The following is a 16,475-nucleotide window of genomic DNA, read 5'->3' on the forward strand; positions in this document are numbered from 1 at the left end:
CTTTTTTTCATCATTATTTTCAAAGAATCGAAACCACAGATTAATGTCCGCAGTAACAAACGGCTCCAATAATAATCAACAGGATGAATAAAACAACGATCAACGCAAAGCCATTACCGCCACATCCAGCAACCGGATAAGCATACCCACCTTGATAACATGGATCGCAGCAACCATATCCATAGTTCATACCTATCACTCCTCAGGGAATTTATTTATTTACCTTATACTCTATGTCATACACCTAGAAAGTGTTTGTGCATTCGCCCATTTAATCCGGAGATACTCCTTTTCTCCATGAACATCTTTCTATATAATGAGGAGAGTTTATAGAAAAGGCAGGAGATATGGCTGTATGAAATGGTTTTTCAAATCATTTATTAACGGGGTCCTGACGATTGTTCCAATCGCGCTAGTTGCCTACGTTGTATACAAAATGTTCTTATTTTTCGATGGGTTGTTAGGAAATATCCTAAAACCGTACCTGGATGAAAACTACATTCCCGGAATCGGGCTCTTTACCACCATCATACTGTTAACGATTCTTGGATGGTTGTCAACTAAATTTTTCACAGGGACCATCATACGGATAGTGGATATCCTTCTACAAAAAATCCCTTTTATCAAAACAATTTACTCGGTCATCAAAGATACCATTCATTCTTTCCTCGGTGAAAAGAAGTCATTCTCAAAAGTGGCTCTCGTCACTATGCCCGGTACCTCAATGAAATGTTTGGGTTTCATTACGACTGAAAACCTGGAAGAGTTACATGATGAACTAAATGATCACGTAGCCGTTTATATTCCTCAAACTTTTCAGGTGGCCGGTGTGACCTTCTTAATTCCGAAAACAGATATTGAAATACTGGATATTAAATCGGAGGAAGCGATGAAATTCATTTTATCAGGCGGGATGACGACGAAGAGCGATAAATAGTGGGAGAAGGATTGTACAGGTTATGTCATTTCAGGGTTATAACCTCTATTATGAAAGAGCGTGGTTATATTAGGGCTATTTCCTTATTGAACTCCTACCCTACATACCTATATGACTTTGCCATCAGATCTAATTTCATCATTTATCAAGTTAATTACGCCATTAACCATTAAATGGAAATCGGACGTTTGATCTCATAACAAAAAATCTATTGACATCAAATAAAAAGACCGGCTTCTTCGCCGGTCCTTCCATTTTTTATTATTTTGCAGAAATCTCAAACACGTCTTCCTGTCCTGCTGTAACGCTATTCACGTCTTTTTTCAATAGGTCACCCATGTCATCCCCGTTCGTGATGATGATTGGTGTGATCGTGCTCTTCGCTTTTTCCCGTACCAATTCTAAGTCATACGTAATCAAAGGATCACCGATACTTACTTTTGAACCTTCTGAAATATGCGCTTCGAAACCTTCACCATTCATTGAAACGGTTTCAAGTCCGATGTGGATGAGAATTTCAGCGCCGTTTTTCGCTTTGATTCCAACGGCATGTTTTGTAGGGAAGAGCTGCATAACCTCACCATCGACTGGAGAAACGACCTTACCGATTGTCGGATCAATGGCAATTCCATCTCCCATCATCTTTTGAGAAAACACAGGATCCGGTACCTCTTCAAGGGGTTTCACAGAACCCGATAATGGCGCGACGGCAGTGACCGTTTTAGGTGCTTCTTCTTTTTTACCAAAAAGTTTTTTAAGCATCATTTTCACCTTCCTATTCATTTTTTATATACACATATGTAACTCATTGTAAACATGAGAAGTATATTTTAGCACATATGTGAATGCTTTCACAGCAATTCATTATGTTAGAATAACTTCTTGTATGTCCCATACCCTTCTTCCTCCAATTTCTCGACCGGTATGAACCTGAGAGCGGCGGAATTGATACAGTAACGAAGTTTAGTCGGCCCGGGACCGTCATTAAACACGTGACCCAGATGTGAATCAGCTTCTTTGCTTCTTACTTCGGTACGTACCATAAAGTGACTTCGATCTTCCTTTTCTGAAATTTCCTCATCATTGATCGGTTTGGTGAAGCTTGGCCATCCACAACCGGCATCATACTTGTCTTTGGAACTGAAAAGAGGCTTCCCGGAAACGATATCCACATAGATCCCATCTTCGAATGTATTCCAGTACTCGTTCCGGAAAGGTGGTTCCGTCCCATTATTTTGAGTGACATCATATTGTTCAGATGTTAACTTTTTCTTTAGATCCTCTTTACTCATTCTTTTCCCCCCAATGGTTTTCAATAAATGCAACTCTGCCGGATCCCCTGCTGTAACGGTTATAATGTCCGGGATTCTTCTTATAATAATCCTGGTGGTATTCTTCCGCAGGATAAAATTCGGTAGCAGGCAGAATCTTTGTGGCGATCGGCTTAGAGAACTTCCCTGACTCTTCCAGCCCCTTTTTTGATTCCTCTGCCAGTCTTTTCTGCTCTTCATCATGGTAAAAGATGACGGTTTCATATGATTGGCCCCTGTCAAAAAACTGGCCGCCGGGATCTGTCGGGTCGATTTGCTGCCAGTATACTTCCAATAACTTCTCATAAGGAAAAACAGCAGGGTCATATTCAATCTGAACCGCTTCATAATGTCCTGTCGTTTCGCTGCAGACTTCTTTATAAGTCGGATTTGGAACGTGTCCACCTGTGTACCCGGATGTCACACTGCCGATTCCAGGCTGTTCATCAAACGGTTTCACCATGCACCAAAAACATCCACCGGCAAATGTAGCTCTTTTATAGTCTGAGGTACCTGACATAATTCATCATCCTTTCTGAGATCATTCTCTTTCACTATTCCCTCTGTATGAGATTTTAACGCATTCCCATTCAAAAGGGAAAGGATTAAGCTTGCTGGGACGGTTTCATCACCGGTAGGTATTTCATTTTCATTCAGCCACCATCAAAAAAAAGAGCGCCCTTAAAAGGGCACTCTTCCGTCAATATTTAAGCTTCCTTTGCTTCCCGATGTTTTTCCATTTTTTTCGTTCCAATGATTCCAACCGTTTATTTCCCCGTCTTTCCATATATGCGATTTCTTTTTGAAGCTTCTGGAAATGTTCGAGCCTTTCTTCTGAGAGGGTCCCCTCATCAATTGCCCCGCGGATTTTACAGCCGGGTTCATCCAGATGGCGGCAGTCAGTGAAACGGCAATGAAGGGCTAATTCCTCTATATCATGATATTGTGTGGATAAGCCTTCCTGCCCCTGCCACAATTGGATTTCTCTCATACCCGGTGTATCGATGATTGAAGCACCATTTTCTAATAAAAACAATTCACGATGAGTGGTTGTATGGCGACCTTTATCATCAGACTCCCTTATATCCTTCGTCTTCTGTACATCAAATCCTACAAGAAGATTCGTTAGTGTAGATTTCCCCACACCTGAAGAACCGACCAGTGCAACGGTTTTCCCCTCGGACAAATAAGGCATCAATTCCTCAATCCCATCCTGATTCACAGCACTTATCGTTACGACTTTCGCACCAATTAATATATTTTCCACTTGGTTTTTCTTCTCTTCACTATCCGTGCACGTATCGGATTTCGTCAAGACGATAACGGGGTTTGCCCCGCTTTCCCAACAGAGAAGCAAATACCGTTCCATCCTTTTACTGTTAAGATCGTCATTTAATGAAGAAAGGATGAACACCGTATCAATATTTGATGCGATAATTTGCTCCTCTGCTTCATTACCTGCTTTTTTCCTGGAAAATTTGCTCGTCCGAGGCAATACTTTTTCAATGATTGCTCCATCCCCGCTTAGGAGAACCCAGTCTCCTACTGCAGGCAGATCTTCCCGTTGAACGGTTTCAAACCTAAGCTTTCCGGAAATCTTGCTTAAACTTTCACCTGTCTCCGTCATGACCATATAGGCTCCTCTTTGTTCAGTCACAACCCTACCCAAAATGAAGCCTTCTTCTGCCATATGATTCATTAATTTAAACACTTTTTCTCTATTATTCAACTTGTTTCCTCCCAAAATAAAAAATCCATTGCGTGGTTTCACACGTCAACGGATTTTTTTCGGAAGAAATGAAAAATCAAAGAATCCCGTTAAAAGTGAGTTGACGTGCAGAACCGATAAAATGTTTACATACATTAGATAAGACAATTAATGATCGACTCATATGACATCACCCACTTTCTCAATTAGTACTTTCATTATCCAATATTTTCATTTGTTTGGCAAGTGATATTTCAGATTTTTATAAAAAATAGGTACTTTCACCATTTTTTCTCCCCGGCATATTCTATTGTGTTAATACAGATAAAGGAGAGATACGGATGAGCCAACATGATTATTTAACGAAAGCGGCGATGTATGACTTATTATCCGGTTATTATAAATATACTGATCCAGCCATGTACGTTCATTATTATCATAAACACCTTAAATACATGAGGCTTGCATTGCAGGCACAGAGAGCTGACATGACCACTTCCGCTCAACCGTCTTACGTTAGGGTGCTGCATGCCGTACCAGATGCTCCGAATGTAGATGTATATGTAAACGGGAACCGGGTATTACGGGATGTGGCCTTTAAAGATGTGAGCGATTATTTGACACTTCCTGCCGGTAAATACCATATTGATGTCTACCCTGCAGGAACGAGTGTGACGACGGTCATTAGTAAGAAAGTAAAAATTGATCCCGGTAAGATATACACACTGGCAGCTGTTGGAACTCTTAATAAAATGCAATTATTGCCCTATCTCGATGACCCAACAGTTCCAAGCGGCGAAACAAAGGTGAAATTCATTCACCTTTCCCCTGACGCCCCTGCTGTCGATATTGCGGTCAAGGGAGGGGATGTCATCTTCCCTGATATATCTTTTAAACAAGCGACCGATTATCTTGGGCTAACCCCAATGACCGTAAATCTGGAAGCCAGGGTTGCCGGGAGTAAAAACAGTGTGCTGAGCGTTCCTAACGTTAAGTTCGAGCAAAATCAAGCGTACACGATTGTAGCCGTTGGATTAGCCAATGGAACACCTGAGCTGGAAGCTATCTTATTAAAAGGATAAAATCTTCAATGAAAGTACAAAAAAAGGTGGCTTCTGAAAGAAGCCACCTTTTTCTTATTGGGCACGGTCAACCGGGACCAGCAATCTGAATGAAATTTGATCTTCCTTCAAATTGAATTCATTTGCCCGAACCTTCACGTCACTTTTCAATTTCATATCCTGCAGTGAAACGTAAATCAATTCATCATTAGGCTGTATTTTCACCCATTCAGGGAAATTATAAGAATCCCTGATTACTTTGAGCACATAAGAGACCGGAAGATTCAGAGAACCCACTGAAATAGATTTCTGTTTCAACAGAATGTCCCCATTCTCAAGAGCCTTCGGTTCGAAATCAAGCTTAAAGTCAAGGTTTGAAGTGAAGACAGGAACGGAACCCAGCAGTTCAACGTCATCCTTCAGTTGAACATCATAATCGACCGGTCCTCTCATTCCTTCTTCCTGGATATAATGTTCAATGATAAGGTTTAAGTCATCTTTGTTGGTTTCCACATTAAATCCTACTTGTTGATCTTCATTTTCGTTGTTTTCAGGAAGTGCATCATCCTTAATAGGCATAAAAATCATGGAGACGATGATGACGAACCCCAATAACACCGTGCCTAAAAGGACAAAAAACCCTACCTTCCATTTGTTCTTCATGACGGCTGCTCCTCTTCTTCAACAGAATCTCTTTTCTCTGTCAATGTAGCTAATGTTTTCCCTTTTGCAAGATCCGTAAACATTCGATCTGCGATCAATTTATACCCTTCATCATTCGGGTGGAAGTAATCTTCATATAACAACGTATCTCCTGCATCAATAAATAAGTCCTCGATCTTAACGAATAATGTCCGATCATAGTCGGTCAGGACACCAATGCTTGCTTCATTCCAATTATGAATCACCTGGTTCACTTCATCAATATCCGAAAACCATGTGTTAAAAGGATTATAAAGGCCGACCAGCACAATGCCTGAATCCGGATTATAGCTTCGGATCGTTTCAATTATTTCTTGTAACCGGAGTTGATACTGTCGTTTCTCCTCCTGGAACACTTCTAACTTCAGATGTGATAGGTTCTCACGAAAAATTTTCATAACATCGTTTCCGCCGATGGTGATCATCACTAAGTCAGACTCCTCAATGGATGACTTTACATCTTCCTTCTTCAGTCTCTTTAGTAATTGATCCGTCCGGTTTCCCCTGACTCCGTAGTTATGAAACTGGGCATCCTTTACACCGTCCAATGATTCTAGACTTTTTTCAAGATACGGAACATACCCACCTTTTTTCGTACTGTCACCGACACCTTGGGTCAGCGAGTCCCCTATTGAAACCACCTTTAAGTTTTTAGGTATGAAAGTTTCATTGGGACTTTCTTTCTCCCAGTTGGATACTTCTCTTGTAATATGATCAGCAGCATCTTCTAACGAACATCCTGAAAGGAATATAACAAAAGCGAGCATGAGAATGGATATTTTTTTCATATGCATCACCTCGCTTACTCTTTTATATATTATATCACGGTTATCCACCGGTAAAACATTAATACACTTAACCATCAGTCTGGACGGGCTCTACCTTCTTTCATCGGCTCGGTCCTGATTGCAAAGTAGTAAATACCTCTGAAATGAATTGACCGTAATGGAATTGCTTGGCGATTTTATGAACCGGCCACGGAGCTTTATCCGGGGACTTCCTGAAGTCACCTATGCTCTCACCAAACGTACAGCCTGTATTGACGGCAACACGTATTGGAACCTCCTCAAAGACCATTTTATCCCCATCTGCCAGTGCCCACATAGCCAATAAATCATGTAGGGGGCTGCCTGAAATATCTGGATAGGTCTTCTTATAGAATTCATAATAATAATCGACCATCGGTTTGATGATCTGACCGACTTTATCATTGGATTTCACGTAGAAGTCATGAAGTCGATCAATCATCGCTGGAGTGATGATTGCAAACATCGTGACGTCCAACGGTATGAGATGAATTTTCTTCGGAGACAGCTGAAGGAGGATATTCGCAGCATACGGGTCCCCGTAAAAATTGGCTTCTGCCACAGGGGTAACATTTCCAGGCACAAGGAAAGCCCCTCCCATTACATAGAATTCTTTCACTTTTTTCATTGTTTCAGGATATAAAACAAACGCAGTTGCAAGTGAGCTTAACCGTCCGGCGGAGTATATATAAATTTCTCCCGCATATTGATTGATGATTTCCTTTATTTCATAGAAATTTTCACTGATGTCAGAAGGATCGAAGTCGATTTCATCAGGTATGATCGGTCCAAGACCAGCCACACCGTGGACTTCCGGATAAAACTGGGGTTGTGTTCCCGTTAAGGCAGAAACCGCTCCACCTATGACGGGAATATCCGTGATCCCCGTAAGGCTTTGGAGATATTTCACATTCTTAAGTGCAGATTCTCTTGAAACATTCCCATAGTCCGAGACAATACCGACAATTTCAATCGTATCGCTATAGTAAGCATACAGTACCGCGACGATATCATCGATTCCAAAATCTGAAAACACCAATACTTTCTTTTTATCGGGCAACGACCCACACTTCCTTTCTTCCTGAATCCTGCATAATAAGGAAGGACTGATGTGATTCATGTCAATTACAGTAGATTGAGCCATTCTTTCCTACTATATTTCTATGATATGATTAATTCGGTTATGAGGTCGCAAGAATATTCATAAAATCAACAAGAACTGGTACGAACCATCCTTTATGAAAATGGTACAATACGTTTAAGATTAAAAGGAAAGGTGATGGATATGTCGAAAAACATTTTACTGTATTCCATACTTGTAATCGGTTTACTTGGAATGATTGCCGGTTGCTCGGATGATCAAAATGAAGAAGCCCATCATGATCATACTGCGGCTAATGGGGATATTCGGGAAGAAACTGCCTCTGTCGAAACCCTTCCGTCTTTTCTTGACGATAAGGATGACAATATGAGACTCATCTATTCTTCTGCAGCAAAAAACCCCGAACTCCTTGAGTACATTCCATGTTATTGCGGCTGCGGTGATTCAGCCGGTCATGAAAGCAATCTTAATTGCTTCGTCTATAAAATGGAGGGGGAAAAAGTGGTTTGGGATGACCATGGTACGAGATGCGAACTTTGTCTAAAGATTGCAGCCGAATCCATTGTAAAGTATAAGAATGGTGAATCCATCAAGGAAATCAGGAATTTTATTGATGAGCAGTATAAAGAAGGATACGCAAAGCCTACCCCAACGCCAATGCCTTCCTGACTGACAGCAGGTTTTCCTGTTGTCTTTTTTTAGTCACACCAAAAAAGACGAAAGGATAGCATCCATTCGTCTTTTTTCATTAATCTGTGTAATACATAAAGCCAATAGCACCAATGCCTGTATGGGTGCTGATGATCGGAGTTGTCGGAGTGATGTCGATTTGATCATATCCGGTTTTTTCGATAATCTTGGCTTTCAGGCTTTGTGCAAGATTAAGTCCATCCGCATGGACAAGTCCGACTCCCCGGATGGTCTTGCCTTTGACATCCTCAACAAACTGTGCCGTCAAATACTTCACTACCTGTGAATGGCTTCGGACCTTCGCAACGGGAGTATACTCCGCTCCTTCCAGGGAAGCAATCGGTTTAATATTAAGCAGGGAACCAATCATGGCGCGACCTTTTCCGATCCTTCCACCCTTCACAAGGTTTTCAAGGGTATCAACCACAACAAACAGTTTCGTATTGGACCGAATCTCTTCGATGGCTTCAAGGATTTGTTGCATCGACTTTCCTGCCTTCGCAAGCTTGGCCGCCTCGATCACCTGAAACGCCAGCCCTTTCGAAATAAAACGGGAATCCACAACCGTCACATCTGACGATGACATGTCTGCAGCTGACTCTGCCGAACGGACGGTTCCGCTCATATTTCCTGTCATATGTATAGACAAAACGGATGAACCGTCTTTTCCCAGTTCATCATAAAGTTCAACAAATGATCCTGCAGGAGGTTGAGAACTTTTAGGAAGTTCCTTGGAAGACTTCATCTTTTCTATGAAGCTTAAAGGGGAAAGGTCCACTCTATCTAAGTAGGTTTCTCCGTCGATTGAAATGGACAGAGGAACCACATGAATATCAAGCTCTTTTACAACTTCATCTGTTAAATCTACTGTCGAGTCTGTTACTATCTTAATTTTGGTCAATTTTGCCACATCCTATCTCCCATATCATTAGTATTATATCGTTAAACGCTAACGATTTAAATAGATAGACAGCATTTAACTTCCATGCAAACTCAATTGGCAGGGAAAATTGTCCGTTCCAAACCTGCCTTACATAAAAAGTTCTGATCCTGCACAAACTTTGCGCAAAAGGATCAGAACCTCGGAAAACTTATGCATTATTCTTTAACTCTTCTGATTGATATATTTCTTCGTACTCTGACCATTTCGTCGTTCTCTTTAAATGTTCTCTAAAGCTGAAGATGGTCTTAGGCTCATTTTGGTTGATGACCATGGTAATGAATTGATTCAGCCTAAGATTTACCCTTAAGTAGAGCGGGCTATCTTTCTTCAATACAGGAACTTCTGAGATTTTGACCTTCCGTCCATACTTTGATTTGAACTCGATGGTTTTTGTCAGCAAAGTATCAATCCTCTTTTTCACCCGTTTATGCTTCTATTATACCCTATTTACCCTCGCATAAATTGTCAAATCATGAAAAAGTGCGAATATTTTTTCATAATTGTGGTGACACAGGGACGACGCATTCAGAACGATCGTTTTTAGGGGAATTCACGATATCGGAAACTTGATATCCCTTCATCCTGTCATCAGGGAGGGACTTTAAAACAGAAGCAGCTTCTTTAAAGGAGTATTCTTCTGTATTTAGCCATTTCTCAATGGCTTCATTGTTTGTAAGCATGACCGGCATCCTTGCATGAACGTTCCCTACGAGGGGATTGGCTTCAGTTGTCAGGATAGTGGATGTGGTGACATCACCGTTGCGGTCCCATAATCCGGCAAACACAAAAGGCTCTTCCCCCTTTAATTGGAACCTCACCGGAACCTTACTTGATTTAACCTTTCTCCATTCATAAAAACCATCTGCAAAGATCACCATTCTTTTTGAATGAACAAGTGTTTTAAAACTGGGCTTGTCAAGAAGCGTTTCACTCCGGGCATTAATCAATGGTTTCCATTTAGAACGGTCCGCCCAATGTGGAACAAGCCCCCACGTTATTTCACCTGCTCTCCGACTCCCCTTATGGGAAATAAGGGAAAGGATCCTCTGCGAAGGGGCAATATTGTATCTTGGCTGCCACTCTTCAATAAATTCGTCAATCAGGTATTGTTTCACCAATTCTTCTAAAGGAGTCGTCAAGGAAAATCTGCCACACATTGTTCCCACCTCTTCATTGTCTCTTTACATAGGAATATACATCATTTGAACATTGAATCCAAACGTAATACTTTAACCCTTTACTATGTTAATGATTGCACAATAGTGAAAAGAAGATTATCATGGATATATAAATCGCTCGTTTACCATTCAATGAATTGATTTAAGAAAGGAATGAACTTCTTTGACATATGATTTCGATTTTTCCAATTGGAAAGAAGAAGTTGCGAATGCCATTACCCATGGTATCGGATTGATCCTGAGCATTCCTGCTTTAGTCATGCTTATCATCTTTGCCGTTCATGAAGGATCAGCCTGGCATATTGTGAGTTTTTCCATTTTCGGGGCTTCCATGATTCTTCTTTACCTATTTTCAACCCTTTTACATAGCTTTAAGCCTTCAAGGGTGAAAAATCTTTTTGCGATACTGGATCATTCTGCTATATATGTCCTGATTGCAGGAACTTACACACCCTTTATGCTTGTCAGTGTAAGAGGCGCGCTTGGATGGACGTTGTTCGGAATTGTTTGGGGCCTTGCCGTTGTGGGGATTGTATTCAAGTGTTATTTCGTTCAACGTTATCAGGTGGTATCCACCCTCTTCTATCTGGTAATGGGCTGGCTCGTCATCATTGCCATTAAGCCGTTATATGCAAGTTTAACTGGAGCGGGATTCGGACTTCTCTTAACGGGGGGCATCATGTATTCTGTTGGTGCCATCTTCTATGTATGGAATAAACTCCCATACAATCATGCGATCTGGCATCTATTTGTCCTTGCAGGAAGCAGCTTTATGTATTTCTGCATTCTGTTCTACGTATAAAAGTCATATTCCTAATAGAAAGAGTCCAGCCACAGGCTGGACTCTTTCTATTAGGATGCATTCTTCATCTGGTCCAATGAAGATTGAATAATTCCTTGAACCTCCATGGAAAGCTCTTTCACTTTTGTATCTGCTACATACTGGGGTGACAGTGACGGAAGGATGTCGACAAATATGTCACAAGGTTTAATGCCACGACGCTGATTCTCAAACATATCCGCGGTTCCAGTAATGACGACAGGAATAATCGGAACACCGGCATCCTTTGCCATCCGGATCCCACCGGTCTTAAATTCCTTCAGCTCTCCTCCTTTATTACGGGTGCCCTCGGGAAAAATAAGAAGTGAGTGACCTTCTCTTAACATCTTTCCACCTTCTTTGATTGACTGGACCGCCTGCCTGCGATTTTTACGATCAATGAAAATGCATGAAATCATGATCATCCAGTCACTTATGATAGGCAGTTTCTTCACTTCCATCTTAGATATGAATCCAAATGGTTTTGGAATGGAACCTAACAGGACGGGAACGTCAAAGTCTCCCGCATGATTGGCGACGAACAGGACCGGACCTTCGGGGATGGATTCCTGCCCACTAATTTGTACGTTGCTTCCCGTTCGTTTCATGATGCCCCTTGACCACCTTTTAGGCAGGTCATGAATGATCTGATCCCGTATCTTGACTGGCATAGAACTGTCCAGTTTTTTAACCTTTTGAAGTGTAGGGATACTATATAGAAGATACACTCCCATATAGATCAATACATAAATCATTCTTAGCACTTGTTTATCCTCCTTAATTTTCCTTTTCTCATTATACAGGAATCCCTTTGGCCTGGAAAATAAAAAAAAGATGAAGCTGAGTGTTATGAGCTTCATCTTAAACTATCATCTATTTTCTTTTATACACTTTGAATTCATAATCGTAAGGGTTTTTGTCATCTTTAATACCTTTTTCCGTAGAAATGCAATTGAATTCATTCCATGGGATGGGAGGCATGGTTGTATCCCCTTCAAATTCATGATGGATTTCAGTGACATAGAGTTTATCTACATGGGGAATGAACTGTTTATATATTTCCCTGCCACCCATAATGAAGATTTCGCCATCTCTTTCATCTGACCACTTTATGACTTCCTCTACAGAATGTAGAACCTGACACCCCTCGTGGACGAAATTTGTGTTTCTCGTCAGAATGACATTTTCACGATTTGGCAGGGGCTTACCGATGGACTCAAATGTTTTTCTCCCCATTACAATCCCATGTCCATTTGTCGTCCGTTTAAAGAACTTCAGATCCTCGGGCAGTCTCCATGGCAACGCATTATCTTTACCGATCAGTTGATTCTGATCCATTGCCCATATAAATGAAATCATACGCTCACAACTCCTTTGATGTGAGGGTGTGCATCATAACCTTCCAGCTTGAAGTCTTCAAAGCTGAATCCGAAAATGTCTTTCACTTCAGGATTGATTGTTAGGGTAGGCAATGCTTTAGGCTCCCTTGAAAGTTGTAACTTTACTTGATCAAGATGATTCTGATAGATATGCACGTCTCCGAATGTATGAACGAACTCACCTGCTTCCAAATCACAAGCCTGAGCCACCATCATCGTTAATAGAGCATAAGAAGCAATATTAAATGGAACACCAAGGAACACATCTGCAGAGCGCTGATACAACTGGCAGGACAATTTCCCATCAGAAACGTAGAATTGAAACAGACAGTGACAAGGCGGTAAAGCCATATGGTCCACATCAGCTACATTCCACGCGCTGACGATCATTCGTCTTGAATCCGGATTATGCTTGATCGTTTCGATGAGATTTGAGATCTGGTCGATGGTTTCTCCATTCGCACCGGACCATGATCGCCATTGATGTCCGTATACAGGTCCAAGCTCCCCCTTTTCATCGGCCCACTCATTCCATATGCGTACACCGTTTTCCTGGAGATATGCTACATTCGTTTCTCCTTTTAAGAACCAGAGAAGTTCATGGATGATCGATTTCACATGCAATTTTTTCGTTGTAACGAGAGGGAATCCCTCCTGCAAATCAAATCGCATCTGGTAACCGAACGTACTGATTGTACCTGTACCCGTCCGGTCCTCCTTCTTAGTACCATTTTCCAGTACATGTTTGCACAAGTCTAAATACTGCTTCACCTTGACCACACCTTTTATAAGTTTATAATTCTTTAAAAAATTGATATGTTGCGGGTGCTTTTTCCTTTAGTAGATTCCTAGTTTCAGCATTCAAGTAATACATAGCGAATGTTTCTGCAAAATATTCTTCTTTGTATTGGGTGAAGTAGGGTTCATCCGGGAATAAAAGTGGTGCCTCCCTCTTCCATATGGGGAGGAATTCAAGTTTATAGGATAGATCTGATAAGACATAACGGTCTATACTGTGGGCAGTCTCATGAAGTTCCAAATTATATGAGTTGTGACCCCGCCCCTTCTCACTATGACCAATCTTGACCAATACAAGCTTGGAACCACCTATTCCGGGGACATCATCCCACGTAATACTTTTATTAGTGTACCCTCTGGGGGTCACTCCTTTCAAGTGACTTGTCGTAGAAAAATCGGTTAATTTGTTTTGGAACAGCCTTATTTTAATGTCTTTCGATTCTGCAGAATCTAACAACGGTGTCGGAATATGATCCAGTCTCTTGATCATATCAACCGCATCTTGTTTATCATAGGTTGATTCGGGTAAGAGAATCATATTTTCCAACTGCTTGCCTGATTGAAGATGTATATACGCTTTAAGAGGAGATTGTTTTAGGAGGGTACCGTTGTAATCGGCTTGTGTGTGGGTCCAGAGAATCAGAAGAGTGATTGGAATCAGTAGGATGATGAAGGTTCGTTTCACTATAATCCTCCCTTCCTGTAATAAATATCCCTCGTCATATTCATTACTATTTTACCATAATGATAGATGGGTTTATAGGAAAGGTTGTTTCCAGTATCCACACGGAGACATAAAAAAACAAGCACGTTCAACCACGTACTTGCTTTGTTCTGGAATAGGTCAGGAGACGCTCATCCATTGAGGAGGGGTATTTTTATCCCAATAAATGCTTCCCAGTTCATGGTGTGCCAGGAATTTGTCGTGCACTGTATGATAGTGAAAATTGAAATAATAACCATCCTTTGGAGGATGATCTTTTCTTACATGAAATCGAATGACATCTTCACCTGAGCGCTCGTCATATATATGAAAGATCTTTTCGGTTTTGGCATATTGAGGTACTTCTGATATGGTAAGTGACGTTAAGTCTTCTTCTGGAAATTGTGCTGCTGTATCCGCTATCGCTCTTTCGATATTCGGAAGGATCAATGATCTGAACTCATCTTCAATGATCGGCTTGATCTTTGTTCCAAACTTTTCATATGCATTTTTCTCAGCTTGATCAAGCATAGTCTCTATGAACTCAACATGGGTTAGGACCGATTCTTCTTCCCTTGCTTCCTCGGGGGTCGCTTCAACGGAAGAAGGCTTGCCATTATTTTTCGCAAGGGCATGATTTTCTTCGTTCAGAAATGGTTGTGTAGGAGATACAAGTCCAAATGTCAGAATGGATAGTAGTACAAAAAACGATTTTTTGAGCCAGATCGACATAGATAACGTCCTTTCCTATGTATTACGTCTATTATTATACTACTTCTTACGAATAAAAAGTGAAAAAGGTTTCATTTTTTTGTAGGATATAAAAATCTTTCTGTGGTAGTATATTAATGAGAATACTTTGTAAGGAGGATAACTAAATGGATACTGGAATTATGATCAATATCGGATACATACTTCTGTTAGGTTATTTTATTGTACTAGGGTTCACTGATTAATACTTATGAGATTAGACAGGCCATTGATGCCTGTCTATTTTATTAGGTCCTTTATAACCGGATTACTCCAAAATGAAATTTGGCTGAGGGTCTTTTCAACACTTCGAACCCCATCTCTTCAAAAAGTTGGGACTGATAGTGTTCTTTCAATATTACACGTCTTTTGGCCACTCTCTTTGCTTCTTCAATCCCCTCTGTTGTCACTCCAGTATAACTTGCCCATCGCCTGATGGGGTTGATGCCTTGGGAGTCGGTCAACGCCTCCTCGAACATAGGATCCATATACACGACATCGAAAGCGTCATCTGGCATCTTCTTTAATTCTTCCTGAAATGGTCCGTTGAGGACGTCAATCCGATTCATCGCCCTATTCAGTTCCTGAAGAGGAGAAATCCATTCCTTCAGCCCATGAACAAGTATATGAGAAATATACTTATTGGCTTCAATGCCGGTTACTTTCCCCGATTGCCCTACAACATGACTGGCGATGATACTGTCTGAAGCAAGACCCAGTGTACAGTCCAGGAAGCTCATTCCTTCTTTCAATCCGGCCGCTTCAACGAGGGGGTCTACCTCTCCCCTTAATAGCCTTTTGATTCGGAAGGAGGCTGAATTAGGGTGAAAAAAGAATGGTTCGACATCCCCTTCCCTCGTATGCAGCTCCAACCGCTCTTTGCCGATGACGAGGCAATCCTGGCCGGTGTTCTCCATATGATAGCGGATCGATCTTTTTTTCCTGGGTACATAAGGAATGGAAAGAGTATCCGCTGCCTGCTGCGCTTTTTCTATGACGATCTGATTTGCTCTTCCACAAGTCGTGACAAACACTTGGTGATTCTCCTTTTATCAAACATTTTTTCATTTCCTTCACTACCACTATAAAGGAGCGGGCGAAAGAGTCACCCGCTCCTAATTAAACGATTCATTTAGCAGTGTTCGTTAAATGCAGTTACCAGATTCGAAATGATAGAGGAAATATCGTGGTCTTCGATTTCTTCCCTCGGAATGAAGTGAGCGACTTTGTTTCCTTTAAGTACGGCCATGGACGGTGAAGAAGGCTCATACCCCTCGAAATATTCCCTCATCTTGGCAGTCGCTTCTTTATCCTGACCGGCGAATACCGTGACAAGATGATCCGGGGTTTTATCATTATTCATGACAGATTGAGTTGCAGCTGGTCTTGCAAGTCCTGCTGCACATCCACACACAGAGTTAACGACAACCAGGGTCGTACCTTCTGCTTTCTCCATAAAGTTCGTAACTTCTTCTTCAGTGCCAAGCTCCTTGAAGCCCGCTTGTGTCAGTTCCTGCCTCATTGGCGTAACCAACTGTCTCATATATTCTTCATATGCCATAGACATGCATCATCATTCCTTTCCTTT

22 protein-coding genes are annotated in these 16,475 nt (G+C 41.3%); 4 read left to right on the forward strand and 18 right to left on the reverse strand.

Features of this window, described 5'->3' with window-relative positions; all coding sequences use genetic code 11:
* Window positions 1-40: 40 nt before the first annotated feature.
* Window positions 41-190 carry a YjcZ family sporulation protein gene (locus KYJ26_RS15275; protein WP_098350289.1) on the reverse strand — a complete coding sequence of 50 codons (150 nt, stop codon included), beginning with the start codon at window positions 188-190 and terminating at the stop codon, window positions 41-43.
* Window positions 191-355: 165 nt separating this feature from the next.
* Between KYJ26_RS15275 and KYJ26_RS15280 the strand changes: the two genes are divergently transcribed.
* Window positions 356-937, forward strand: a complete 582-nt coding sequence (locus KYJ26_RS15280; RefSeq protein ID WP_219168250.1) for a DUF502 domain-containing protein — start codon at window positions 356-358, stop codon at window positions 935-937.
* A 261-nt stretch (window positions 938-1,198) separates the two neighbouring features.
* Here KYJ26_RS15280 and KYJ26_RS15285 read toward each other — a convergent pair whose 3' ends face one another.
* The 4 genes from KYJ26_RS15285 to rsgA form a co-directional block, all read right to left on the reverse strand.
* Window positions 1,199-1,699: a PTS sugar transporter subunit IIA gene (locus KYJ26_RS15285; RefSeq protein WP_219168606.1), complete on the reverse strand. Its 501-nt coding sequence runs from the start codon at window positions 1,697-1,699 to the stop codon at window positions 1,199-1,201.
* A gap of 107 nt (window positions 1,700-1,806) precedes the next feature.
* Entirely contained in the window at window positions 1,807-2,229 is a 423-nt protein-coding gene (msrB, locus tag KYJ26_RS15290; protein ID WP_219168251.1) for a peptide-methionine (R)-S-oxide reductase MsrB, read from the reverse strand.
* Entirely contained in the window at window positions 2,222-2,767 is a 546-nt protein-coding gene (gene msrA, locus KYJ26_RS15295) for a peptide-methionine (S)-S-oxide reductase MsrA (RefSeq protein WP_219168252.1), read from the reverse strand. Before msrA ends, msrB begins: the two co-directional genes overlap by 8 nt.
* Before the next feature lie 180 nt (window positions 2,768-2,947).
* A complete protein-coding gene (gene rsgA, locus KYJ26_RS15300) occupies window positions 2,948-3,946 on the reverse strand; it encodes a ribosome small subunit-dependent GTPase A (RefSeq protein ID WP_219168607.1) in 999 nt (332 codons plus the stop codon).
* A 350-nt stretch (window positions 3,947-4,296) separates the two neighbouring features.
* Here rsgA and KYJ26_RS15305 point away from each other — a divergent pair, with 350 nt between their 5' ends.
* Entirely contained in the window at window positions 4,297-5,037 is a 741-nt protein-coding gene (locus KYJ26_RS15305; protein ID WP_219168253.1) for a DUF4397 domain-containing protein, read from the forward strand.
* A gap of 54 nt (window positions 5,038-5,091) precedes the next feature.
* On the opposite strand, the gene KYJ26_RS15310 is transcribed toward KYJ26_RS15305, so the two are convergent.
* The 3 genes from KYJ26_RS15310 to KYJ26_RS15320 form a co-directional block, all read right to left on the reverse strand.
* On the reverse strand, window positions 5,092-5,679 hold the full coding sequence (locus tag KYJ26_RS15310; RefSeq protein WP_219168254.1) for a YpmS family protein: 588 nt from the start codon (window positions 5,677-5,679) through the stop codon (window positions 5,092-5,094).
* Window positions 5,676-6,506, reverse strand: coding sequence for an SGNH/GDSL hydrolase family protein (locus KYJ26_RS15315; protein WP_219168255.1), 831 nt, complete (start codon window positions 6,504-6,506; stop codon window positions 5,676-5,678). The genes KYJ26_RS15310 and KYJ26_RS15315 overlap by 4 nt, the downstream gene beginning before the upstream one ends.
* Before the next feature lie 100 nt (window positions 6,507-6,606).
* Complete coding sequence (locus tag KYJ26_RS15320) at window positions 6,607-7,668, reverse strand: nucleoside hydrolase (protein ID WP_257475073.1); 1,062 nt, start codon at window positions 7,666-7,668, stop codon at window positions 6,607-6,609.
* A 141-nt stretch (window positions 7,669-7,809) separates the two neighbouring features.
* Between KYJ26_RS15320 and KYJ26_RS15325 the strand changes: the two genes are divergently transcribed.
* Complete coding sequence (locus KYJ26_RS15325) at window positions 7,810-8,295, forward strand: PCYCGC motif-containing (lipo)protein (protein WP_219168256.1); 486 nt, start codon at window positions 7,810-7,812, stop codon at window positions 8,293-8,295.
* 79 nt (window positions 8,296-8,374) lie between these two features.
* On the opposite strand, the gene KYJ26_RS15330 is transcribed toward KYJ26_RS15325, so the two are convergent.
* The 3 genes from KYJ26_RS15330 to KYJ26_RS15340 form a co-directional block, all read right to left on the reverse strand.
* Entirely contained in the window at window positions 8,375-9,217 is an 843-nt protein-coding gene (locus KYJ26_RS15330; RefSeq protein ID WP_219168257.1) for a DegV family protein, read from the reverse strand.
* Window positions 9,218-9,407: 190 nt separating this feature from the next.
* Window positions 9,408-9,659 (reverse strand): DUF2535 family protein, encoded by a 252-nt coding sequence (locus tag KYJ26_RS15335; RefSeq protein ID WP_219168258.1) that lies wholly within the window; start codon window positions 9,657-9,659, stop codon window positions 9,408-9,410.
* Between the two features lie 94 nt (window positions 9,660-9,753).
* Window positions 9,754-10,416: an SOS response-associated peptidase gene (locus tag KYJ26_RS15340; RefSeq protein WP_219168259.1), complete on the reverse strand. Its 663-nt coding sequence runs from the start codon at window positions 10,414-10,416 to the stop codon at window positions 9,754-9,756.
* Window positions 10,417-10,600: 184 nt separating this feature from the next.
* On the opposite strand from KYJ26_RS15340, the gene trhA reads away from it, so the two are divergent.
* Complete coding sequence (gene trhA, locus KYJ26_RS15345) at window positions 10,601-11,239, forward strand: PAQR family membrane homeostasis protein TrhA (RefSeq protein WP_219168260.1); 639 nt, start codon at window positions 10,601-10,603, stop codon at window positions 11,237-11,239.
* A gap of 50 nt (window positions 11,240-11,289) precedes the next feature.
* Here the strand turns inward: trhA and KYJ26_RS15350 are convergent, their stop codons facing one another.
* The 7 genes from KYJ26_RS15350 to KYJ26_RS15380 all read right to left on the reverse strand — a co-directional run bounded on the left by KYJ26_RS15350 (window position 11,290) and on the right by KYJ26_RS15380 (window position 16,454).
* A complete protein-coding gene (locus tag KYJ26_RS15350; protein WP_257475101.1) occupies window positions 11,290-12,012 on the reverse strand; it encodes a lysophospholipid acyltransferase family protein in 723 nt (240 codons plus the stop codon).
* Window positions 12,013-12,130: 118 nt separating this feature from the next.
* Window positions 12,131-12,616 (reverse strand): dihydrofolate reductase, encoded by a 486-nt coding sequence (locus KYJ26_RS15355; RefSeq protein ID WP_219168262.1) that lies wholly within the window; start codon window positions 12,614-12,616, stop codon window positions 12,131-12,133.
* On the reverse strand, window positions 12,613-13,407 hold the full coding sequence (locus KYJ26_RS15360) for a thymidylate synthase (RefSeq protein WP_219168263.1): 795 nt from the start codon (window positions 13,405-13,407) through the stop codon (window positions 12,613-12,615). Before KYJ26_RS15360 ends, KYJ26_RS15355 begins: the two co-directional genes overlap by 4 nt.
* 22 nt (window positions 13,408-13,429) lie before the next feature.
* Window positions 13,430-14,119, reverse strand: coding sequence for an anthrax toxin lethal factor-related metalloendopeptidase (locus KYJ26_RS15365; RefSeq protein ID WP_219168264.1), 690 nt, complete (start codon window positions 14,117-14,119; stop codon window positions 13,430-13,432).
* A gap of 159 nt (window positions 14,120-14,278) precedes the next feature.
* Window positions 14,279-14,869: a YpjP family protein gene (locus KYJ26_RS15370; protein WP_219168265.1), complete on the reverse strand. Its 591-nt coding sequence runs from the start codon at window positions 14,867-14,869 to the stop codon at window positions 14,279-14,281.
* A 275-nt stretch (window positions 14,870-15,144) separates the two neighbouring features.
* Window positions 15,145-15,921 carry a class I SAM-dependent methyltransferase gene (locus KYJ26_RS15375; protein WP_219168266.1) on the reverse strand — a complete coding sequence of 259 codons (777 nt, stop codon included), beginning with the start codon at window positions 15,919-15,921 and terminating at the stop codon, window positions 15,145-15,147.
* Window positions 15,922-16,019: 98 nt separating this feature from the next.
* Window positions 16,020-16,454: a BrxA/BrxB family bacilliredoxin gene (locus KYJ26_RS15380; protein WP_219168267.1), complete on the reverse strand. Its 435-nt coding sequence runs from the start codon at window positions 16,452-16,454 to the stop codon at window positions 16,020-16,022.
* Between the last annotated feature and the right edge of the window lie 21 nt (window positions 16,455-16,475).

The organism is Rossellomorea orangium (assembly GCF_019334305.1).
GTDB lineage: Bacteria > Bacillota > Bacilli > Bacillales > Bacillaceae_B > Rossellomorea.

What these genes read in the sequence shown, in the direction of transcription:
- KYJ26_RS15285 (WP_219168606.1), bottom strand. Translation starts at nt 1,699, where the DNA reads ATGCTTAAAAAACTTTTTGGTAAAAAAGAAGAAGCACCTAAAACGGTC.
- msrB (WP_219168251.1), bottom strand. Translation starts at nt 2,229, where the DNA reads ATGAGTAAAGAGGATCTAAAGAAAAAGTTAACATCTGAACAATATGAT.
- msrA (WP_219168252.1), bottom strand. Translation starts at nt 2,767, where the DNA reads ATGTCAGGTACCTCAGACTATAAAAGAGCTACATTTGCCGGTGGATGT.
- KYJ26_RS15340 (WP_219168259.1), bottom strand. Translation starts at nt 10,416, where the DNA reads ATGTGTGGCAGATTTTCCTTGACGACTCCTTTAGAAGAATTGGTGAAA.
- KYJ26_RS15305 (WP_219168253.1), top strand. Translation starts at nt 4,297, where the DNA reads ATGAGCCAACATGATTATTTAACGAAAGCGGCGATGTATGACTTATTA.
- KYJ26_RS15315 (WP_219168255.1), bottom strand. Translation starts at nt 6,506, where the DNA reads ATGAAAAAAATATCCATTCTCATGCTCGCTTTTGTTATATTCCTTTCA.
- KYJ26_RS15280 (WP_219168250.1), top strand. Translation starts at nt 356, where the DNA reads ATGAAATGGTTTTTCAAATCATTTATTAACGGGGTCCTGACGATTGTT.
- KYJ26_RS15350 (WP_257475101.1), bottom strand. Translation starts at nt 12,012, where the DNA reads ATGATTTATGTATTGATCTATATGGGAGTGTATCTTCTATATAGTATC.
- KYJ26_RS15325 (WP_219168256.1), top strand. Translation starts at nt 7,810, where the DNA reads ATGTCGAAAAACATTTTACTGTATTCCATACTTGTAATCGGTTTACTT.
- KYJ26_RS15370 (WP_219168265.1), bottom strand. Translation starts at nt 14,869, where the DNA reads ATGTCGATCTGGCTCAAAAAATCGTTTTTTGTACTACTATCCATTCTG.
- KYJ26_RS15275 (WP_098350289.1), bottom strand. Translation starts at nt 190, where the DNA reads ATGAACTATGGATATGGTTGCTGCGATCCATGTTATCAAGGTGGGTAT.
- KYJ26_RS15310 (WP_219168254.1), bottom strand. Translation starts at nt 5,679, where the DNA reads ATGAAGAACAAATGGAAGGTAGGGTTTTTTGTCCTTTTAGGCACGGTG.
- KYJ26_RS15355 (WP_219168262.1), bottom strand. Translation starts at nt 12,616, where the DNA reads ATGATTTCATTTATATGGGCAATGGATCAGAATCAACTGATCGGTAAA.
- KYJ26_RS15320 (WP_257475073.1), bottom strand. Translation starts at nt 7,668, where the DNA reads ATGGCTCAATCTACTGTAATTGACATGAATCACATCAGTCCTTCCTTA.
- rsgA (WP_219168607.1), bottom strand. Translation starts at nt 3,946, where the DNA reads ATGAATCATATGGCAGAAGAAGGCTTCATTTTGGGTAGGGTTGTGACT.
- KYJ26_RS15380 (WP_219168267.1), bottom strand. Translation starts at nt 16,454, where the DNA reads ATGTCTATGGCATATGAAGAATATATGAGACAGTTGGTTACGCCAATG.